This is a genomic window from Allobosea sp., assembly GCF_035944895.1.
Taxonomy (GTDB): Bacteria; Pseudomonadota; Alphaproteobacteria; order Rhizobiales; family Beijerinckiaceae; genus Allobosea.
This window is the reverse complement of the sequence record NZ_DASZAT010000012.1, coordinates 348,028-363,206: the sequence shown is the minus strand read 5'-3', so window position 1 is coordinate 363,206 and position 15,179 is coordinate 348,028. Positions and strand designations below refer to the sequence as shown.

At 64.0% G+C, this 15,179-nt stretch carries 15 protein-coding genes and 2 pseudogenes; 9 read left to right on the top strand and 8 right to left on the bottom strand.

Annotated features, from left to right (window positions below; genetic code table 11):
• Positions 1 to 13: 13 nt before the first annotated feature.
• The 7 genes and pseudogenes from VGV58_RS23890 (at position 14) to VGV58_RS23860 (ending at position 5,219) form a co-directional block, all read left to right on the top strand.
• Positions 14 to 496, top strand: coding sequence for a DUF4189 domain-containing protein (locus VGV58_RS23890; protein ID WP_326876544.1), 483 nt, complete (start codon positions 14 to 16; stop codon positions 494 to 496).
• Positions 497 to 660: 164 nt separating this feature from the next.
• A complete protein-coding gene (locus VGV58_RS23885) occupies positions 661 to 906 on the top strand; it encodes a hypothetical protein (protein WP_326876543.1) in 246 nt (81 codons plus the stop codon).
• A 434-nt stretch (positions 907 to 1,340) separates the two neighbouring features.
• Positions 1,341 to 1,520, top strand: a pseudogene (locus VGV58_RS23880) (helix-turn-helix domain-containing protein); the annotation flags it as partial.
• Positions 1,517 to 2,209: an invasion associated locus B family protein gene (locus VGV58_RS23875; protein ID WP_326876542.1), complete on the top strand. Its 693-nt coding sequence runs from the start codon at positions 1,517 to 1,519 to the stop codon at positions 2,207 to 2,209. The pseudogene VGV58_RS23880 and the gene VGV58_RS23875, both read left to right, overlap by 4 nt.
• A gap of 15 nt (positions 2,210 to 2,224) precedes the next feature.
• A complete protein-coding gene (locus tag VGV58_RS23870) occupies positions 2,225 to 2,932 on the top strand; it encodes a hypothetical protein (RefSeq protein WP_326876541.1) in 708 nt (235 codons plus the stop codon).
• Between the two features lie 56 nt (positions 2,933 to 2,988).
• Entirely contained in the window at positions 2,989 to 3,495 is a 507-nt protein-coding gene (locus VGV58_RS23865; RefSeq protein WP_326876540.1) for a MerR family transcriptional regulator, read from the top strand.
• Between the two features lie 224 nt (positions 3,496 to 3,719).
• Entirely contained in the window at positions 3,720 to 5,219 is a 1,500-nt protein-coding gene (locus VGV58_RS23860; protein WP_326876539.1) for a class I SAM-dependent methyltransferase, read from the top strand.
• Positions 5,220 to 5,273: 54 nt separating this feature from the next.
• On the opposite strand, the pseudogene VGV58_RS23855 reads toward VGV58_RS23860, so the two are convergent.
• Together VGV58_RS23855 and VGV58_RS23850 are read right to left on the bottom strand one after the other, a co-directional pair.
• Positions 5,274 to 5,621 (bottom strand): annotated as a pseudogene (locus tag VGV58_RS23855) (LysR substrate-binding domain-containing protein); the annotation flags it as partial.
• A gap of 168 nt (positions 5,622 to 5,789) precedes the next feature.
• Positions 5,790 to 6,803 (bottom strand): LysR family transcriptional regulator, encoded by a 1,014-nt coding sequence (locus tag VGV58_RS23850; RefSeq protein ID WP_326876538.1) that lies wholly within the window; start codon positions 6,801 to 6,803, stop codon positions 5,790 to 5,792.
• A 337-nt stretch (positions 6,804 to 7,140) separates the two neighbouring features.
• On the opposite strand from VGV58_RS23850, the gene VGV58_RS23845 reads away from it, so the two are divergent.
• Positions 7,141 to 8,439, top strand: coding sequence for an NCS2 family permease (locus VGV58_RS23845; protein ID WP_326876537.1), 1,299 nt, complete (start codon positions 7,141 to 7,143; stop codon positions 8,437 to 8,439).
• An 835-nt stretch (positions 8,440 to 9,274) separates the two neighbouring features.
• The gene (locus VGV58_RS23840; RefSeq protein ID WP_326876536.1) at positions 9,275 to 9,484 is read left to right on the top strand and encodes a cold-shock protein; all 210 of its coding nucleotides are present in this window, start codon (positions 9,275 to 9,277) and stop codon (positions 9,482 to 9,484) included.
• A gap of 431 nt (positions 9,485 to 9,915) precedes the next feature.
• Here VGV58_RS23840 and VGV58_RS23835 read toward each other — a convergent pair whose 3' ends face one another.
• From VGV58_RS23835 to VGV58_RS23810, 6 genes are all read right to left on the bottom strand, one after another.
• Positions 9,916 to 11,037 (bottom strand): mandelate racemase/muconate lactonizing enzyme family protein, encoded by a 1,122-nt coding sequence (locus tag VGV58_RS23835; protein ID WP_326876535.1) that lies wholly within the window; start codon positions 11,035 to 11,037, stop codon positions 9,916 to 9,918.
• Positions 11,038 to 11,067: 30 nt separating this feature from the next.
• A complete protein-coding gene (locus VGV58_RS23830; RefSeq protein WP_326876534.1) occupies positions 11,068 to 11,427 on the bottom strand; it encodes a RidA family protein in 360 nt (119 codons plus the stop codon).
• A gap of 35 nt (positions 11,428 to 11,462) precedes the next feature.
• On the bottom strand, positions 11,463 to 12,830 hold the full coding sequence (locus VGV58_RS23825) for an FAD/NAD(P)-binding oxidoreductase (protein WP_326876533.1): 1,368 nt from the start codon (positions 12,828 to 12,830) through the stop codon (positions 11,463 to 11,465).
• Positions 12,827 to 13,159, bottom strand: a complete 333-nt coding sequence (locus VGV58_RS23820) for a (2Fe-2S)-binding protein (protein ID WP_326876532.1) — start codon at positions 13,157 to 13,159, stop codon at positions 12,827 to 12,829. Before VGV58_RS23820 ends, VGV58_RS23825 begins: the two co-directional genes overlap by 4 nt.
• Positions 13,149 to 14,285 (bottom strand): NAD(P)/FAD-dependent oxidoreductase, encoded by a 1,137-nt coding sequence (locus VGV58_RS23815; protein WP_326876531.1) that lies wholly within the window; start codon positions 14,283 to 14,285, stop codon positions 13,149 to 13,151. The genes VGV58_RS23820 and VGV58_RS23815 overlap by 11 nt, the downstream gene beginning before the upstream one ends.
• A gap of 98 nt (positions 14,286 to 14,383) precedes the next feature.
• Entirely contained in the window at positions 14,384 to 15,178 is a 795-nt protein-coding gene (locus VGV58_RS23810) for an ABC transporter permease (protein ID WP_326876791.1), read from the bottom strand.
• Position 15,179 lies beyond the last annotated feature (1 nt).

The window sequence follows — 15,179 nt, the reverse complement described above, 5'->3', positions numbered from 1 at the left end:
GGGAGATGACACTATGGCGATGACGATGATCCGCGTCGGCGCGGCTCTGTTCGGCCTGGCGCTTACGGGCGGGATGGCGGCCTATGCAGCCGACCTGCCGAGCCGCAAGGCCGAGCCGCCTGCGCCGATCTTCGCCGATATTTTCGGCGCGATCGCACTCTCGAATGACAACGAGATCGAGGCTTTCGACTGGGGTGCGCCGACGCCGCGCGAAGCCGCCGAAAGGGCGCTGCGCTTCTGCCGGGATGCAGGCGGGAGCGGCTGCAAGATCGTGGTGGCGATGGAGAATCGCTCGAGTTTCTGGCGCGCACGCTATGGCGAAGCGCTTTCGGACCCGCGGCAGATCCACTCCTGTGGCGTAGTCGCGGTCGGCAAGGATGGCCGCCGCGCAACCGCTCGCTCGCGTGAGCGCTGGGACGAGGCCGAACGATTGGCGCTGGACCAGTGCGGTGGCTCAGCCAACCAATGCACCATCAAGCGCAGAGTGTGCACCTAGGGAGGCACTATGGAACTCTTCCGCTTACCGATTGCTCCATCGGCAGGTCAGGAGCCTGTGTTTTGCGGCTGCTTGTGTGAGCGACACGGCCGAAATGGGGACGGATGTCCTGATAGCGACCATCGCGATGTCGATGGGATTTGGCGTTGTTGGGAGTGGCGCGGATGACCTCTCCTTATGACGGCAACACCGACCTCGCGGATCAGCGTTGCATTTCCTCCGGCTCCGCAGCGGACGATCTCGACGCTTCCCTCGATAGGGGCGCAGCGGTCGTGCTTGCGGGCATGTCGGCGATTTCGGGCGCGCTTGTCGGCTTCATTCTGGCTGGAGCACTGGAGACGGCTATTGCCACTTTTGCGGCCGCTTTGGCGGCCGGCTATCTCGGATGGCGCGCAAGGGAGCTGCTATGAGCGAGAGCGCGAGGTATTTCGGGGCCTACGGCTTGCACGGTGTCCTTGCCAGCTTCCGACGCTTCGACGGGTCTTCGCGCTCTGCCGAGGGCACGCTCACGCAATCTCGTTCAGTGGAGGCGCCAACGCCGACGCGTGAGGCTACGGCCAGCTGTGAGCGCTTGAAGCTGCTGTCGCGGGAGCTGGCCGAGCACATGGGTGACATCGGCTGCTCCATCGCCTTGCGGGAGACGCCGATCTCACATCTCAGGGTTGGTCGGGCTGCGGTGATCGAGCTGGATCACGATACTGGAGTCTTCTTGTTCAGGGAGAGTGATGCAGAGGACGGAATTGTTCTCGCTACCACTGATCAGCATCTGTTAGTCGATGTGATTGTCGGTCGATTTTTTAAGCGTAGTGAAGGGCTCTCTCCGCAGGTGAGAGATGGAGCCGTGCGGGCGCTTGTTGGCCGTAGCATCGATGAGGTCGAGCGTGATCTGATCCTTCATACCCTGCGACATTGTAATGGGAACCGCACGCATACGGCGTATATGCTCGATGTCTCTGTACGAACCTTGCGCAATAAACTGCGCGGCTATTTAGGCGGCCTAACTGGTTCGGGAGACACAGGATGATTTTCCTTCTCGTGAGATCCGCGTTTATCGGAATCAGGGGAGAGCGCGTCATCCTGGGAGTGGGCTTGTTGGTGCTTGCGGCGACGTCCGCGCTTGCGCAGCAGCCTCGCACGGTATTGGAGAGCCCGGCGATAGATCACGAAGCTTTTCGCGAGGGCGAGGTCACGCGCTCGCGGACGATATTCGGTAACTGGGTCAGTGTTTGTGATGAGGTCAAGCGTTTTCGACAACGCTTCTGCAGCCTCCGCAGTCGCGCTTTCGACCAGCTGAACCGGCCTATCGCCGACATCGTGATCTCGACCGCCGACAACGGCCGCCCGGCGGCGCTGATCACTACCGGGCTCGGCATGGTGGCGACTGAGCCGCTGGTCATCGCGACGATCGTGCCGGCGCAGCCTACTCGCACCGATAGGAAGGGGGGCCGGGGGAGGCCACGGGGCGAGATGCTGGAGACGACGCGGCTGGCGGCGCGGTTGTGCATCGCCGCCGGCTGCCAGATGTTCTGGCTCTTGACCAGCAACGACATCATGGCGTTGCGCGAAGGCCGGGACATCCATTTCAGCTATACGGCTGCCCCTCCGCCCGGCATCTTTCCCTATCCCTATCGCTATCAGCTTCGGACTGTGACCCTCCAGGCGGCGTTTCGCGCCGCCGGTTTCAAGGAGGCCGTCGAGGCTTCGCTGCAATGAGAGGCGTAAACAGAGATGACGCATTTGGGCAATAAGTTCCGCTACTATGGCATTCCGGCTCTCGGCGCGCTGATCGTGATCGCAATCGCCGCTGGATTGTTCGCACTGCTCGAGCCGGAGATTCAGGCGCTGGCGCAGAATGCGTCGTCGAACTCGGGTTCGTCCGACCCGTCTTCGTCTCAGCGCCCGTCGCGCCGGCCTGCCACGCCGCCGGCGCGGCCGCAACAGCCGGCGCAGCAACAGACTCAGCCTGCCGCCGACACCTCTAAGCCCGGTGCTTCGTCCACACCCTTTGAGGCCCATGTCGACCAGGCCAAGCTCAAGACCTGCGCCGGCACCTTCTCCGAGCTTGGCAAGGCCGCAGCGGCCAGCGACGAGTACATGGCGATGTCGCAGTGGAGTCAGCAGCAGGCCGATGCGCACTCGATCCAGTCGATCGTCGGCATGGCCTTTAAGAGCGACTCGACCCTTTCGAGCGGCGCCAGCATCGTCTTCGCTGCACCGGTGCAGGGCGGCTGCGAGGGTAACCTCGTGCGCGTCGTGCCGAGCACACAGCCTTGCAACCTCGCGGTACAAAGCCTCGGTCTTGCCAATGAGCAGGCGGTGAAACTCGTCAATGTGCCGATCGCGACGACCAAGGCCGGCGCCAATGTCATTTTCCTGTCGAATGCCGGTGGGTGCGTCATCGTCACAGTCGCCAGGGGAGCGCAAGCAAAGAATTAGCTCGCAGAAACATAATTGACATCGATCACCCGAGGTGAAATCAGCGAGGTGAGCTCATGGGTGAATGCACGATAATTGAAGAGGGCGACGACTACATAAATAAATTACGCTCCGAGCCCGATTTTCCTCGCCCTGACTACAAGTCACCTATCTCAACGATTGGAGATCTTGCGTGCGATTTCGGAGTGACACTCCGGACGCTGCGCTTCTACGAGTCTCGAGGCCTCCTCTCGCCTGTCCGCTCCGGCACGCAGCGGCTCTACTCCGCCGGCGATCGGGCGCGCCTGGCGCTGATCCTGAAGGGCAAGCAGCTTGGCTTCACCCTCACCGAGATCCGCAAGATGCTCGCCGAAGAGAAGAAATCGAGTTCGCCGGCGAAGAGGAATTTGATGGGTGTGGACGGGCTTTACCTGAGCCATGGCCAGATAGCGGAGCAGCTCGAATTGCTGCGCGGGCAGCAGAGTGAGCTCGCCAGCGCGATCGCTGAATTGGAAGCTGTCCTTTCGCGCGCGACGTCACAGGCTGAAGAGGCGCCGCTTCTCATGGCCATGCGCTGTGAATGAGGCCAACCGGACGCACGTCCCGCAGCCGCTTTGCCTGTTCTGGGTAGCCCCGCCGATCGGCGGGAAACCGCATCGCTGGCTGAGCGGCGAGTCAACTCAACCGTAGCCGACTGAGGCCAAATCAGATGGGACATTCCGGCCTGGACGCGCTTGCATCCTATTATGATGAGGCGCCCTATGAATCGCATCCATTTGCGCAAACCTCGCCGGAACATCTGCAGTCGGTGGCGCATCTGTTCGGACTCAATGCGCCAGCCGTCGAGACGGCCCGCGTGCTCGAACTCGGCGCGGCGGCGGGCGGAAACCTAATTCCACTGGCGATCCGCTATCCCGACGCGCAGGTCGTCGGTGTCGACCTCTCGTGCGTCCAGGTCGAGAATGGCAAGAGGGCGATCGCTGCGGTCGGGATCAGAAATATCGACCTCCGGCACATGGACCTCAGCGCGGTAGACCGCACCTTCGGTACGTTCGACTATATCATTTGTCACGGCGTCTATAGCTGGGTGCCCGAGCAGGTCCAGCAGGAGATCCTGCGCATCGCTTGCGAGAACCTCGCCGAGGACGGGCTCGCTTATGTCAGCTACAACACCTACCCGGGCTGGAAGTCGCGCGAGGTCGCCCGCGACGCGATGATGCTGCGCGGAGGCCCGCGCGCCGTGGCGGAGCGGCTGCCCTATGCCCGCGGCATGCTCGACTTCCTCGACGCTACCATCCCGCAGGGCAGCGTGCTGAAGGCGGCGCTCGACGAGGTTCGCCCGATTATCGCCTCGGGCAACTCGTCCTATCTGCAGCATGAGTTCCTCGAGCCGTTCAACGCGCCCTGCTATTTCCGCGACTTCGTCGCCCGAGCGGAGGCTGCCGGCCTGACCTACGTGGCCGAGGCCGAGCCCCATACGATGTTCGTGCACAACTATGGTGAGATGGTCAGCGAGCCGCTGCTGAAGGAACTCGGCTCCAGCCAGGTCGACCTCGAGCAATATCTCGACTTCGTCTCGAACCGGAGCTTTCGCCAGACCATTCTGGCCCATCGGGGCCGCAGCGGCGAGATCCGCCGCCGGCTCGACGGCGAGCGCCTGAGCAAGCTGCATTTCTCCGGCCTCTTTGCTAGCGAGGGCTCGGCGACCACGGACGCATCGCCGCAGGAGTTCAAGCTGTTGCGCAACGGCGTCGCCAGATTGAGCGCGCCGCCGCTTAAGGCGGTGGCCGCGGAGCTCGACTCTGCCTTTCCGGCGGCGCTGTCGCTCGACGAGCTCGCGGAGCGCGCCGCAGAGCGGATCGGCACGGAAGCGGCCGCGGTTAGGGATCAGGTGAGCGCCTTCCTTGAGGACCTGCTAATCAAGGGCTATGTCCGCATCCGCAAGGCGCCGCCCTGCGTGGCGGCGAGCCTGCCGGAGAAGCCCGGCGTGCCGGCGCAGATCCGTGCGGGGCTGGCCTTGCTGGCCGGCGGCGCGAGCGTGTCCGCCTGCAACCTGCTGCATGAGCTCGTCCTGCTCGACATCGTCGAGGTCCTCGTCGCCAGGCTGCTCGACGGAACCCGCGACGGCGAGAGGCTCGTCGTCGGGCTGGTCGAGGACGTTGCGACCGGTCATCTGGCCTTCGTGAAGGGTGGCGAGGCGCTGAAGGAGCCGGAGCAGATCGAGGAAGCGGCCCGCGCGCACGTGCCCCGGGCGCTCGACAGCCTGCGCAGGAAGGGCTTCATCGCGGCTGAGAGCAAGGCCAGTTGAGGGCGTTTGGCGCCGGCGCCACGTCGTGCCTCTTCCAGATAGGGCTCCGTGCGCTCAACCGGTCCGCTCCATCGGCGAGGCCGGCAGCAGTTCGCGCCTCACCAACTCGTCCAGCCAATCCGCGAAGACCTGAAGGAGGCGGGATAATGCTGGCGGTGCGGATAGAGCAGCATCATCGGCATAGGTTGGGCGCGATGCCCCGGCATGACCTCGACGAGTTCCCCGCTCTCCACGTGGCGCCTGACGTCATAGGCCGGGATCTGGATGAGGTCGAGGCCGGCGAGGCAATAGGCAATGTAGGCTATAACGCTGTTGACGGCGACGCGCGTGCGTCGGCCGGGTCCGCAGGGCGCTGTACTCGAGCCATTCCCAGTTCTCGGCCCAGCCGGCCGAACCGTCGGCAAGGTCCTGAAGAAGCTGATGGCCGAGACCTCGGAGCCTGAATACGACGCGATGACCGCGGTCAGCTCCAAGGCGGCAGGTCGGCAGGAAGCTTTGACCGGGCTTTGCGATCGTGGGCGCTCCGCCGGACGCAGCGGACTCGAATGTCGGAAAAATCGGCGAGCGTCGTCACCACTGGACCTCGCCGGGCAGTTCCAGCGAGCTGAAATGATACTTAGCGTGATCATAGAATACGGCCGGTGCCAAATGCAGGCTCTTTCCAGCACGGACCATCAGGCCGAAGCGGTTCGTCGGCAAGCCGGGATCTTCCAGAGCGCGGAACACCAGGGCGCCGCTCCTAACCTCGTTCTGCACGCCGATTGGCGTCATCACCGAGGCGTAGCCGCCGATCAGGGCGAGTTCCACCAGCATGCGGATGGAATCGACCTCGACCAGCGGAGGCGGAACCAGCGCCGATTGCTGCAGAAATGGTTCGATTACATCGCGGATCGAGATTTCCGGCTTCGCCACCGCCAACGGGTGCGCTATGCAGGCGGCCAACGTCAGTTCGGGTTCCGAGGCGAGTGGGTGGTCAGGGCGCATCACCACGCCGATCCGGACATCTCGCCGGACCGCCACCTCGATCTGCGCGGAGGGCTTGGCGACGAAGCCGAAGCCGATGTCGGCGCGCTCGTCGGCAAGCCGCGCGATCACGTCGGTCGAGGTCACCACCGAGACGTCGAGATGCAGACGCGGATAGCGCTGGCGGAAGTCGGCGACGAGCTGTGGCAGGAAGGAAATGCCGACACTCTCGACGCTGGCGACCCTCACCGTACCGGTCTTGAGGCCGCGCAACAGGTCGAGCTCGGAAATTGCCGCCTCCAGCGGGATGGTCAGGCGGCGGGCGTGGCGATAGAGGATCTCGCCCGCCGGCGTGAGCTTGAGCCGGCGCCTGTCGCGCTGGAACAGCGCCAGGCCGAGCGCATCCTCGAGCTGCGCGATCTGGCGCGTCACCGCGGAAGAGGCGATGTTGAGCCGCCGCCCGGCGCCGCGGACAGACAGGCATTCGGCCACCGCATTGAAGTAGATCAGCGAAGGCTGATGGAAGACGCGCGCCAGGAGAGCGGGAGAAAGCGCGTGCTGGCGGGGACGAGTCCGGGCATTCGCCTTACTGACGGGCGGTCCGTCAGATTCTGGATCCATCTTCGCCATCGAGCGCTTTCGGGCCAGCAGCCATGCTGCCGCGCTGGCAGCGTAGCGTTCTGCAATCGGAAATTTCAAGAGCCGAAGCGATGTGTACAATCAACTCGGCCATTGTGGTACCGATCCCTTCGGGGAACCGGCCTCGATCCGACGACATTCTGCCGGCCCGGCCCGCCAGCGGGACCATCCCGGCCACCCCAATCGTTGGATGGCTCTCTCATACCGCTAGGCTCCGCCGACCGGTGCACGATGCGCTTGGCCCGCTTGCGGAGCGCTCGGCTGAGACCGATACCGCCTGCGACGACGCCGTGTTTTATCGAGAGGGGGATGAGCTGACATGCTCGACAGGTTTTTCGCGCTCAAGGAGCACGGCACCGACGTCAGGACGGAGGTGCTGGCGGGCGTCACGACCTTCGTGACCATGGCCTATATCATCTTTATCAACCCGGCGATCCTGGGCGCGGCCGGCATGCCCCAGGGGCCGGTCTTTGTCGCCACCTGCCTCGTCGCCGCCGTCGGCACGCTGATCATGGGCCTCTATGCCAACTACCCGATCGCGCTCGCGCCGGGCATGGGGCTCAATGCCTATTTCGCCTATGTAGTCGTGCTGGGCATGGGCTACACTTGGCAGGCCGCGCTCGGTGCGGTGTTCATCTCCGGCGCGCTCTTCCTGCTGGTGACGCTGTTCCGGCTGCGCGACATCATCGTCAACGGCATCCCCCATTCGCTGCGCATCGCGATCACCGTTGGCATCGGCCTGTTCCTCGCGATCATCTCGCTGAAGAATGCCGGCATCATCGCCGGCAGCCAGGCGACGCTGGTCACGCTCGGCGACCTGCACAAGCCCGAGGTGGTGTTGGCGGTGATCGGCTTCATTATCGTCGCCGTGCTCTCGGTGCTTGAGGTCAAGGGTGCGCTGCTGATCGGCATTATGACGGTGACGGTGCTGAGCTTCGGCTTCGCCGGCAACAGCTTCAAGGGCGTAGTCTCGATGCCGCCCTCGCTGGAGCCGACCTTCCTTGCGCTCGACGTCAAGGCGGCGTTCTCCGGCGGCATCCTAAACGTCGTGCTGGTCTTCTTCCTGGTCGAGCTCTTCGACGCCACCGGGACGCTGATGGGCGTCGCCCGGCGCGCCGGGCTGCTGACGCCGGAGCGCGAGGGCAGGCTGAGCAAGGCGCTGATGGCCGACAGCAGCGCGATCTTCCTTGGCTCGCTGCTGGGTACCTCCAGCACCACGGCCTATCTCGAAAGCGCGTCGGGCGTGCAGGAGGGCGGGCGCACCGGCCTTACCGCCGTGACGGTCGCGGCGCTGTTCCTGGCCTGCTTGTTCATCTCGCCGCTCGCAGCCTCCGTGCCGGCCTATGCCACGGCGCCGGCGCTGTTCTACGTTGCCTGCCTGATGCTGCACGACTTGGTCGATCTGGACTGGGAGGACACGACCGAGGTGATCCCGGCCTGTGTCACGGCGCTGCTGATGCCCTTCACCTACTCGATCGCCAACGGTGTCTCCTTCGGCTTCATCAGCTATGCCGCTCTGAAGCTTCTGACCGGCCGCGCCAGGCAGGTGCATCCGGTAGTGTGGATCATCGCGGCGGTATTCCTGTTCAAGTTCATCCACGAGACCTCCGGCCACTGACCGCCCCGTCCGGCACCTGACCATGACTGACAGGATCGAGGCACCGAATATGCCCAGTTCGACTGTGTCTCTTACTCAGGGAGGCGTCACGTTTCATCCGGCCTGAGGGCGCTGATCAACGTGTTGACTGAGGCGTTGTCAGACAATTGACGACCAGCATTGTCAGCGCTTGGACCGAACGCCTGGGCATGCAGGAAGCAACGGCGATCGACCGCTGTTATGGCAGCGCCCAATCCACCGAACGCCATCTCCCTGGATACCCATGAATAGGCCGCCGAAGTTGGTCAGGCAGGCTGCGCCCGAATGTTCGAAGACCACTGGTATCAGGAACATGAACTCCCAGCAGCAGGTCTCCACGACCTTGCCGCCTAGGTCCTCGACAATCGCCTGATCCGATCGAGTTTTGCTGGGAAGCCCAGCTTTGGATGATGACCAATGGTGTGCCGGTGGAGGCGCTCGGCACCCAAGAATTCGAGTTGCCTCGGCTGCATGCGGACTGCCCCGAGAAGCTTCGCGGTCCAATCGGCGATCGCCTCCAGCTCATCGCAAACCGAAACTGACGATCGCAACACTCGGGGTAAGCCCGGTATACGTAGGTAAGCAGTGGGGGCGGCAGTAAAGCGCTGTCCCTTAAGATTCGGCGGGCTAAAAGCGCCATTTGCCGACATTGGAGCCTCGCCAGGAAGCGGACATCCTTCTGCTAGACCGAGCTGGGGGCGCGGGCTTTAGAACATTGAGGCGAACCAGGCTTTCTCAGCGAACCGATCCAAAGTCGGGCAGCTTGCAACGCGAATGGACGGCAGCCATTCTTGCGGTCCCACTAGGGAGGGCATCGATGGCTACCGGGACTGTGAAATGGTTTAACGCGACGAAGGGGTACGGTTTCATTCAGCCCGATGGCGGCGGCCAGGATGTGTTCGTCCATATCAGTGCTGTCGAGCGTGCTGGCCTGCGGGAGCTGCGCGACGGCCAAAAGATTTCCTATGAGGTCGTTGCGGACAAGCGCTCTGGCAAGTCCTCGGCCGATAACCTGCAGGTCGACTAACCCACGGCCTAAGTAGTAAGCTTCGCCTGCCTGGGTGAGGCCACCAGCACCGGTAGCGCCAACATGGTCAAAAAGCAGGCCATCGAGATTCCGATCGTCGGAGTCATGAGAATCGAGGTCAGTTCAGACCCCATACAGGATTCTGTGATCACCTTCGCAACCGAGGCAGAAGCGAATATAGCTCTGCGATTACCGCCAACGGTCATTGCAGAGCTAGAGGCTCTCTTGGCACGCGCCAGCCAAGAGCAGGCGAAGCGACTGCCAAAGCAATGACCTTACCAAATTCAATCAAGACGGTGGCGATGCTCGAAGGCGAGTCATTCGAAGCGCAAGTCTGAAGGTAGCGTTGCGCCAAAAGCGGAAGCTTGTACATCGCCCCGAAGCAGACATTCGTGAGGAGCCGCTGAGAGCAGCTTTCTCCTGTCTCATTATCAGGCGCGTACCGTCCTCTTTGTAATCGCTAAATCTGCCAGCGCGATCTCGTCGATTTCAACGCCAAGCCCGGATGCTTCCGGCACCTGATAGCCGTCTCCTTCGATCATAGGCCCCTGTCGGACGAAACCGCTGCGCGAGGGTGGATTGTCGTTCTCGTAGGATTCGAGGATCACGAAATTCGTCAGCAGTGAGGCCAACGTCACCGAGGCTGCGATCGCGACCGGGCCATGCGGATTATGTGGCGCGACGCCGATGTTGTAGGTCTCGGCCGCGTTGCCGATTTTGACGGCTTCGGTCAGCCCGCCGACACGAATGATCGAGGGTTGCACCAGCCCGACCGCCTGTCGCTCGATAATCTCCGCGAATTGCCGACGGGAATGCAGCCTTTCTCCAAAGGCGATTCGGGTCCGCGTGGTGGCCGACAGTCTCGCCAGCGCTTCCGCACTTTGGAACTCGGTCGGTTCCTCGACAAAGACGAGGTCGCAATCGGCCACGCCGGCGCAGAACTGCGCCGCCGAGGCCCAGTCGAGCCGGCGCCAGAGATCGACCATCAGCCCGATCGACGGGCCGACGGCTCCGCGGACCGCCTGCACCTCTGCCACCGCTCTCGGTACGTCGTGCTGTCGAACGCGATACTGGAGCTGATCGGGAGTCCCGAACGGATACCATTTCAGAGCGGTCGCGCCGCGCGAAACAGCGTCCTGCGCCTTCCGGAGCAGCTCTTCCGTCGACCGGTATCCGGCCCACCACTGATTGAGATAGACGCCGACGCGATCCCGCACGGCACCGCCCAAGAGCTTATGTACCGGCAGGCTATAGGCCTTGCCGGTGATGTCCCAAAGCGCTTGATCGATTGCGGCGAGGGCAGCCATGCTGCTGGCGCCCTCGCTCCAATAGACCTTGTCCTTGAGCATCGCCCAGTGCTTCGCGACAGCGGTCGGGTCCTGCCCTGCGATGGCACGAAACCCTTCTTCGATGCCCGCAGCAACCGACGGCCAGCGATGGTCCAGCGTCGCTTCACCGAAGCCGACATGGCCCCTATCCGTCTGGATCGCCGCAAAGAGATAGTGCTTGTTGGCATCTGCGAGCACATAGGTTCGCAGTTCGGCGATTTTCATGGCCCGTCTCTCCGCGCCCGGTTCGGCAGACTACCGGCCGGCCGCGGCCGTCACGATGATCTCGACGAGAACGTCTGGCGCCCCCATCTCGCATTGCGCCGTCGCGCGCGTCGGTGCCGCATTCGGCGCAGTCCATGCGTTCCAGACCTCGTTCATACCCTCGAAGTCCCGGGCGAGGTTCTTGATCCAGATCTGGGCGGTGAGAAGTCGGCTCTTGTCGGTGCCGGCCCTGGCGAGGAACTGCTCGATCTTCTCAAGCGTCTGCCTGGTTTGCCCCTTGATGTCCTGGCTGCGGTCATCAGCAGTCATGCCGCCGACATGGACGACTCCGTTGTAGACGACGACCCGACTGCGGCGCGGGTCGGTCTCGATGCGGACGATGTCGGTCATGGCCTTCTCCTTGTAGTGAAATGGGGGACGGGAATTCAATCGACGAAGTCGCCGAGCATGACCGGCTTGATCGGCGCCCTGATGCGGTAGTAGCCCACGTCGTCAGGGCGCGCGCCGCGCGCCTCGGCGATGATCTCCGTCACCGTCAGTCCGCACAGACGCCCCTGACAGGGGCCCATTCCGCAGCGGCCGAACGCCTTGGTCTGGTTCGGGCCGCGGCAGCCAAGCTCGACATGGCCGCGGATCTGTCCAGCGGTGACTTCTTCGCAGCGGCAGACGATGACCGCAGGGTCGCGTGGGATGCGGTTCGCATCGGCCGGTCGGTAGAGCTTGTTCAGGAAGCGCCGGATATGACTTTGCCGTTCGAACTGGTCGATCAATGCTGCACGCCGGCGGGCATCGACGTCGCGGCCGGCATGTTCCGCGATGGCGAGCGCCGCCAGCCTTCCCTGGGTTGCCGAGGCCTGCGCACCAATGATCGCCCGGCTGTCTCCTGCAACGTAGATCGGCGTTTCGCCCAGCCGGCCCCAACGGTCCGTCTCGGGCAACCAGCACAGCTGTTCGTCGTCCCAGCGATGGGCCGCACCCGTCGACCACGACAGCTGCGTATTCGGCACGACGCCCTGATGCAGCAGGACCAGCGAAGCAGGCAGCGTTACCCGCCGACCGCGATGGAGAAAGGAGAGGCCCTCGGCTTGCCGCTCGCCCTCGATCGCGAGCTCGCTCGCGCCCGAATAGAACCTGACGCTATGCCTACGTAGCGTCGCAATCAGCTTGAGGCCCTTGGCGAGGTCGCGCCAGCCGCGCACGGCACCGAGAGCGTGCCGGGCGGCACCGACATAACCCGACCGCTCCGTCGTATCGACGATGGCCGCGATCGCCACGCCGGCGCGAAGGTACTGCCAGGCGAGGAGGTAGAGCAGCGGCCCACAGCCCGCCAGCACGACCGGCCCGCTCGGCAGAGCACCCGCACCTTTCAGCAGGATCTGCGCCGCCCCCGCCCCCAGAACGCCGGGAAGCGTCCACCCCTTGATCGGGAAGGGCCGTTCCATGGCGCCGCTCGCCAGCAGCACGGACTTGCCGGCGATCTGTCGCGATTGTCCGTCCAGGACGTAATCCACGGCGCCGGAGTGCGCGACATTCCAGACGACGGCTCCGCGCAGATGCTCGGCGCCGCTGTCCCGGAACTCGGTCGCGAGACTGCGTCCGGCTGCGTAATCTTTGCCGAGAACCGCGACGCGATCGGGGGGGGCGGTTTCGATGCTGCGGTAAATCTGGCCGCCGAGCGCAGGCTGCTCATCGAGAACGATCACCGAGAGCCCCTGGGAGCGCGCTTCGCAGGCCGCAGCCATGCCTGCTGGTCCACAGCCGACGACGACGAGATCCGCCGCAGTTGCGCTCATAGCTCTTCTCCGAAGCTGAATTCGTCGAGATGGGCCGCACCGCACTGGCGCGTGACGACCATCCCTTCACGGACAGGGATCAGGCAGCTTTGCCGCGCCGGCACCCCGTCGATCTCCACGAGGCATTCGAAGCAGACGCCCATCATGCAATAGGGGGCGCGCGGAACACCGCCGACGACGCTCGACCGGAATTCCCTGACGCCGCCGACGAGCAGAGCCGCGGCGACAGTGATACCGGCCGGAACCCGCAGCGGCGAGCCTTCGAACATGATGGTGACCGAGGCGTTCGTCGGCGCATGCGGAACGGTGAAGAGCGGCTCAATGGTCATGGCTGAAGCTCGCAGCGGGGTCGAGGAAGCGGTCGCCGGTGAATACTTCGAAGCCGGCCGGCGCCTGCGAGAGCCCAGCCATCCAGGGGCCAACCACGTAGCAATGGGCGGCTGCGAGGGTGACGCCGCTATGGCTGGTGGCGAGGAAGGCCCCGGGGCAGGACGCCGATTCCTGGTAGATCGGGTAGCCGTCCGGGGTTAGCGGTCGCAGGGCCCCCCACGCCCGGACCAGGCGCGCGCGCGCCAGGGCCGGGAAGGTTTCGACCGCGCGGCGGGCTAGCACCTCGATCTTGTCGGTCGTCGTGCCATCGTCGAGGCCGACATCCTCAGAGGTGGAGCCGATCTGGACACTGCCCTCGCGTGTCTGCCGGCACTTGTTCGTAGGATAGTCGAGAAACGGTTTCAGCCGCTCGGTGATCAGCACCTGGCCGCGGGTGGAGGCAATCGGCGCGTGCAGACCGACCTGCGAGGCCAGGCCGGCGTTGCCGAGGCCCGCCGCAAGCACGATCCGGTCGCTCTTCCAATTCTGGCCGTCCTTCGCGACGGCTTCGAAAGAACCATTGTCGCGATGGTGCCGGATTTCCGCAACGTCCACGCCGGTGATCACTTCGGCTCCGCGGTGCCGAAGCGCGGCATGCAGACCGCGCAAGAGCATCAGTGGGTTCGCGTGGCCGTCGAGCGGACAGTAGCTTCCCCCCACGACCGCCGGGCCAATCCCAGGGAGGTACTGCCGCAGCTCCGAGGGGGCCATCATCTTGAAGGGAATGCCGCCGACCTCACGATCTATCCGTTCCAGAAGATCGGCGCGTGCCCTCACATCGGCATCGTTGAAGCCCAGCCAGAATCCACCCGGTTGTTCGAGACCGGCGTCGACATCGGTCAGATCGACCAGTTCCTTCTGCAGGTTCGGCCAGAGCTTCAGTGCGTCTCGGCTCCAGCTCGCATAGCGGGGCATCTTGCCGCCCTTGCTCGAAACCCAGACTAGTCCAAAGTTGCCTCGGGAGGCCCGAAAGGCAGTGTCTCCCTGGTCGAGCACACGCACGCGCATTCCGGCCCGTAGCGCACCGTAGGCGATGGCGGCACCGACAAGGCCGCCCCCTACCACCGTCATCGTCTGGTTGCTCATGTCCGCAACTCCGGTCCAGGCCGGCTTTCATTTGATATTTCGGGCGCAACTATCCTGTCGGCGCCGATGAAGGCGGCCGATCGGGACGGTCGTTTCGGCTACTTCTTTCCGATGAGAACCCTGTCCAGGCCGACTATGCGGTCGAGAATGAACATGAAGGCCATCGTTCCCAGGATCAGAATGGTGGAGACCGAAGTCGTCACCGGATCGGTCAACTGGGATATGCGGTTGTAGAGCGCGACGGGCAGCGTCGTGGTTCCCGGAGTTGCGACGAAAATGGTCATCGTGACCTCGTCGAAGCTCTGGATGAAGGCGAGTATCCATCCCGCCGCCACGCCCGGCAGGATGAGCGGCAGGAGAATCCGACGGAAGGCGACCGTTCGCGACGCACCGAGCGATCGGGCGGCGGCCTCTGCGTCGCGTTCGAGCCCGATCACGGCGGCGAGCGTCAGCCGCAGGGAATACGGAACGATGGTGATCGCATGGACCAGCACGAGGGCCACGAACGAGCCGGTCCAATCCATGATCGAAAAGAAGCGCAGGAAGGCGACCCCGAGTACGACATGTGGGATCATCAGAGGCGACATCAGGAACGCCATCAACGCGTCACGTCCGAGAAACCGATGACGGGCGATGGCGAGCGCCGCGGGAACGGCGAGGATGGTCGCCAGCGTCGCCGAAGCAAGGCCGAGCCAGATCGACAGCCAGAACGCGCTGATCAGTTCAGGCGCTGCCAGAATTTCCCGGTACCAGCGTAGCGACGCGCCGTCGAACGGCATCGACAGGTATTCCTTGTCGGACAGCGAGACCAGCATCACGACGACCAACGGGGCGAGGATGAACATGGTGAGCAACGCGTGGAAGATCAGCGCAAGCGGCCCATTTTTTCCGATG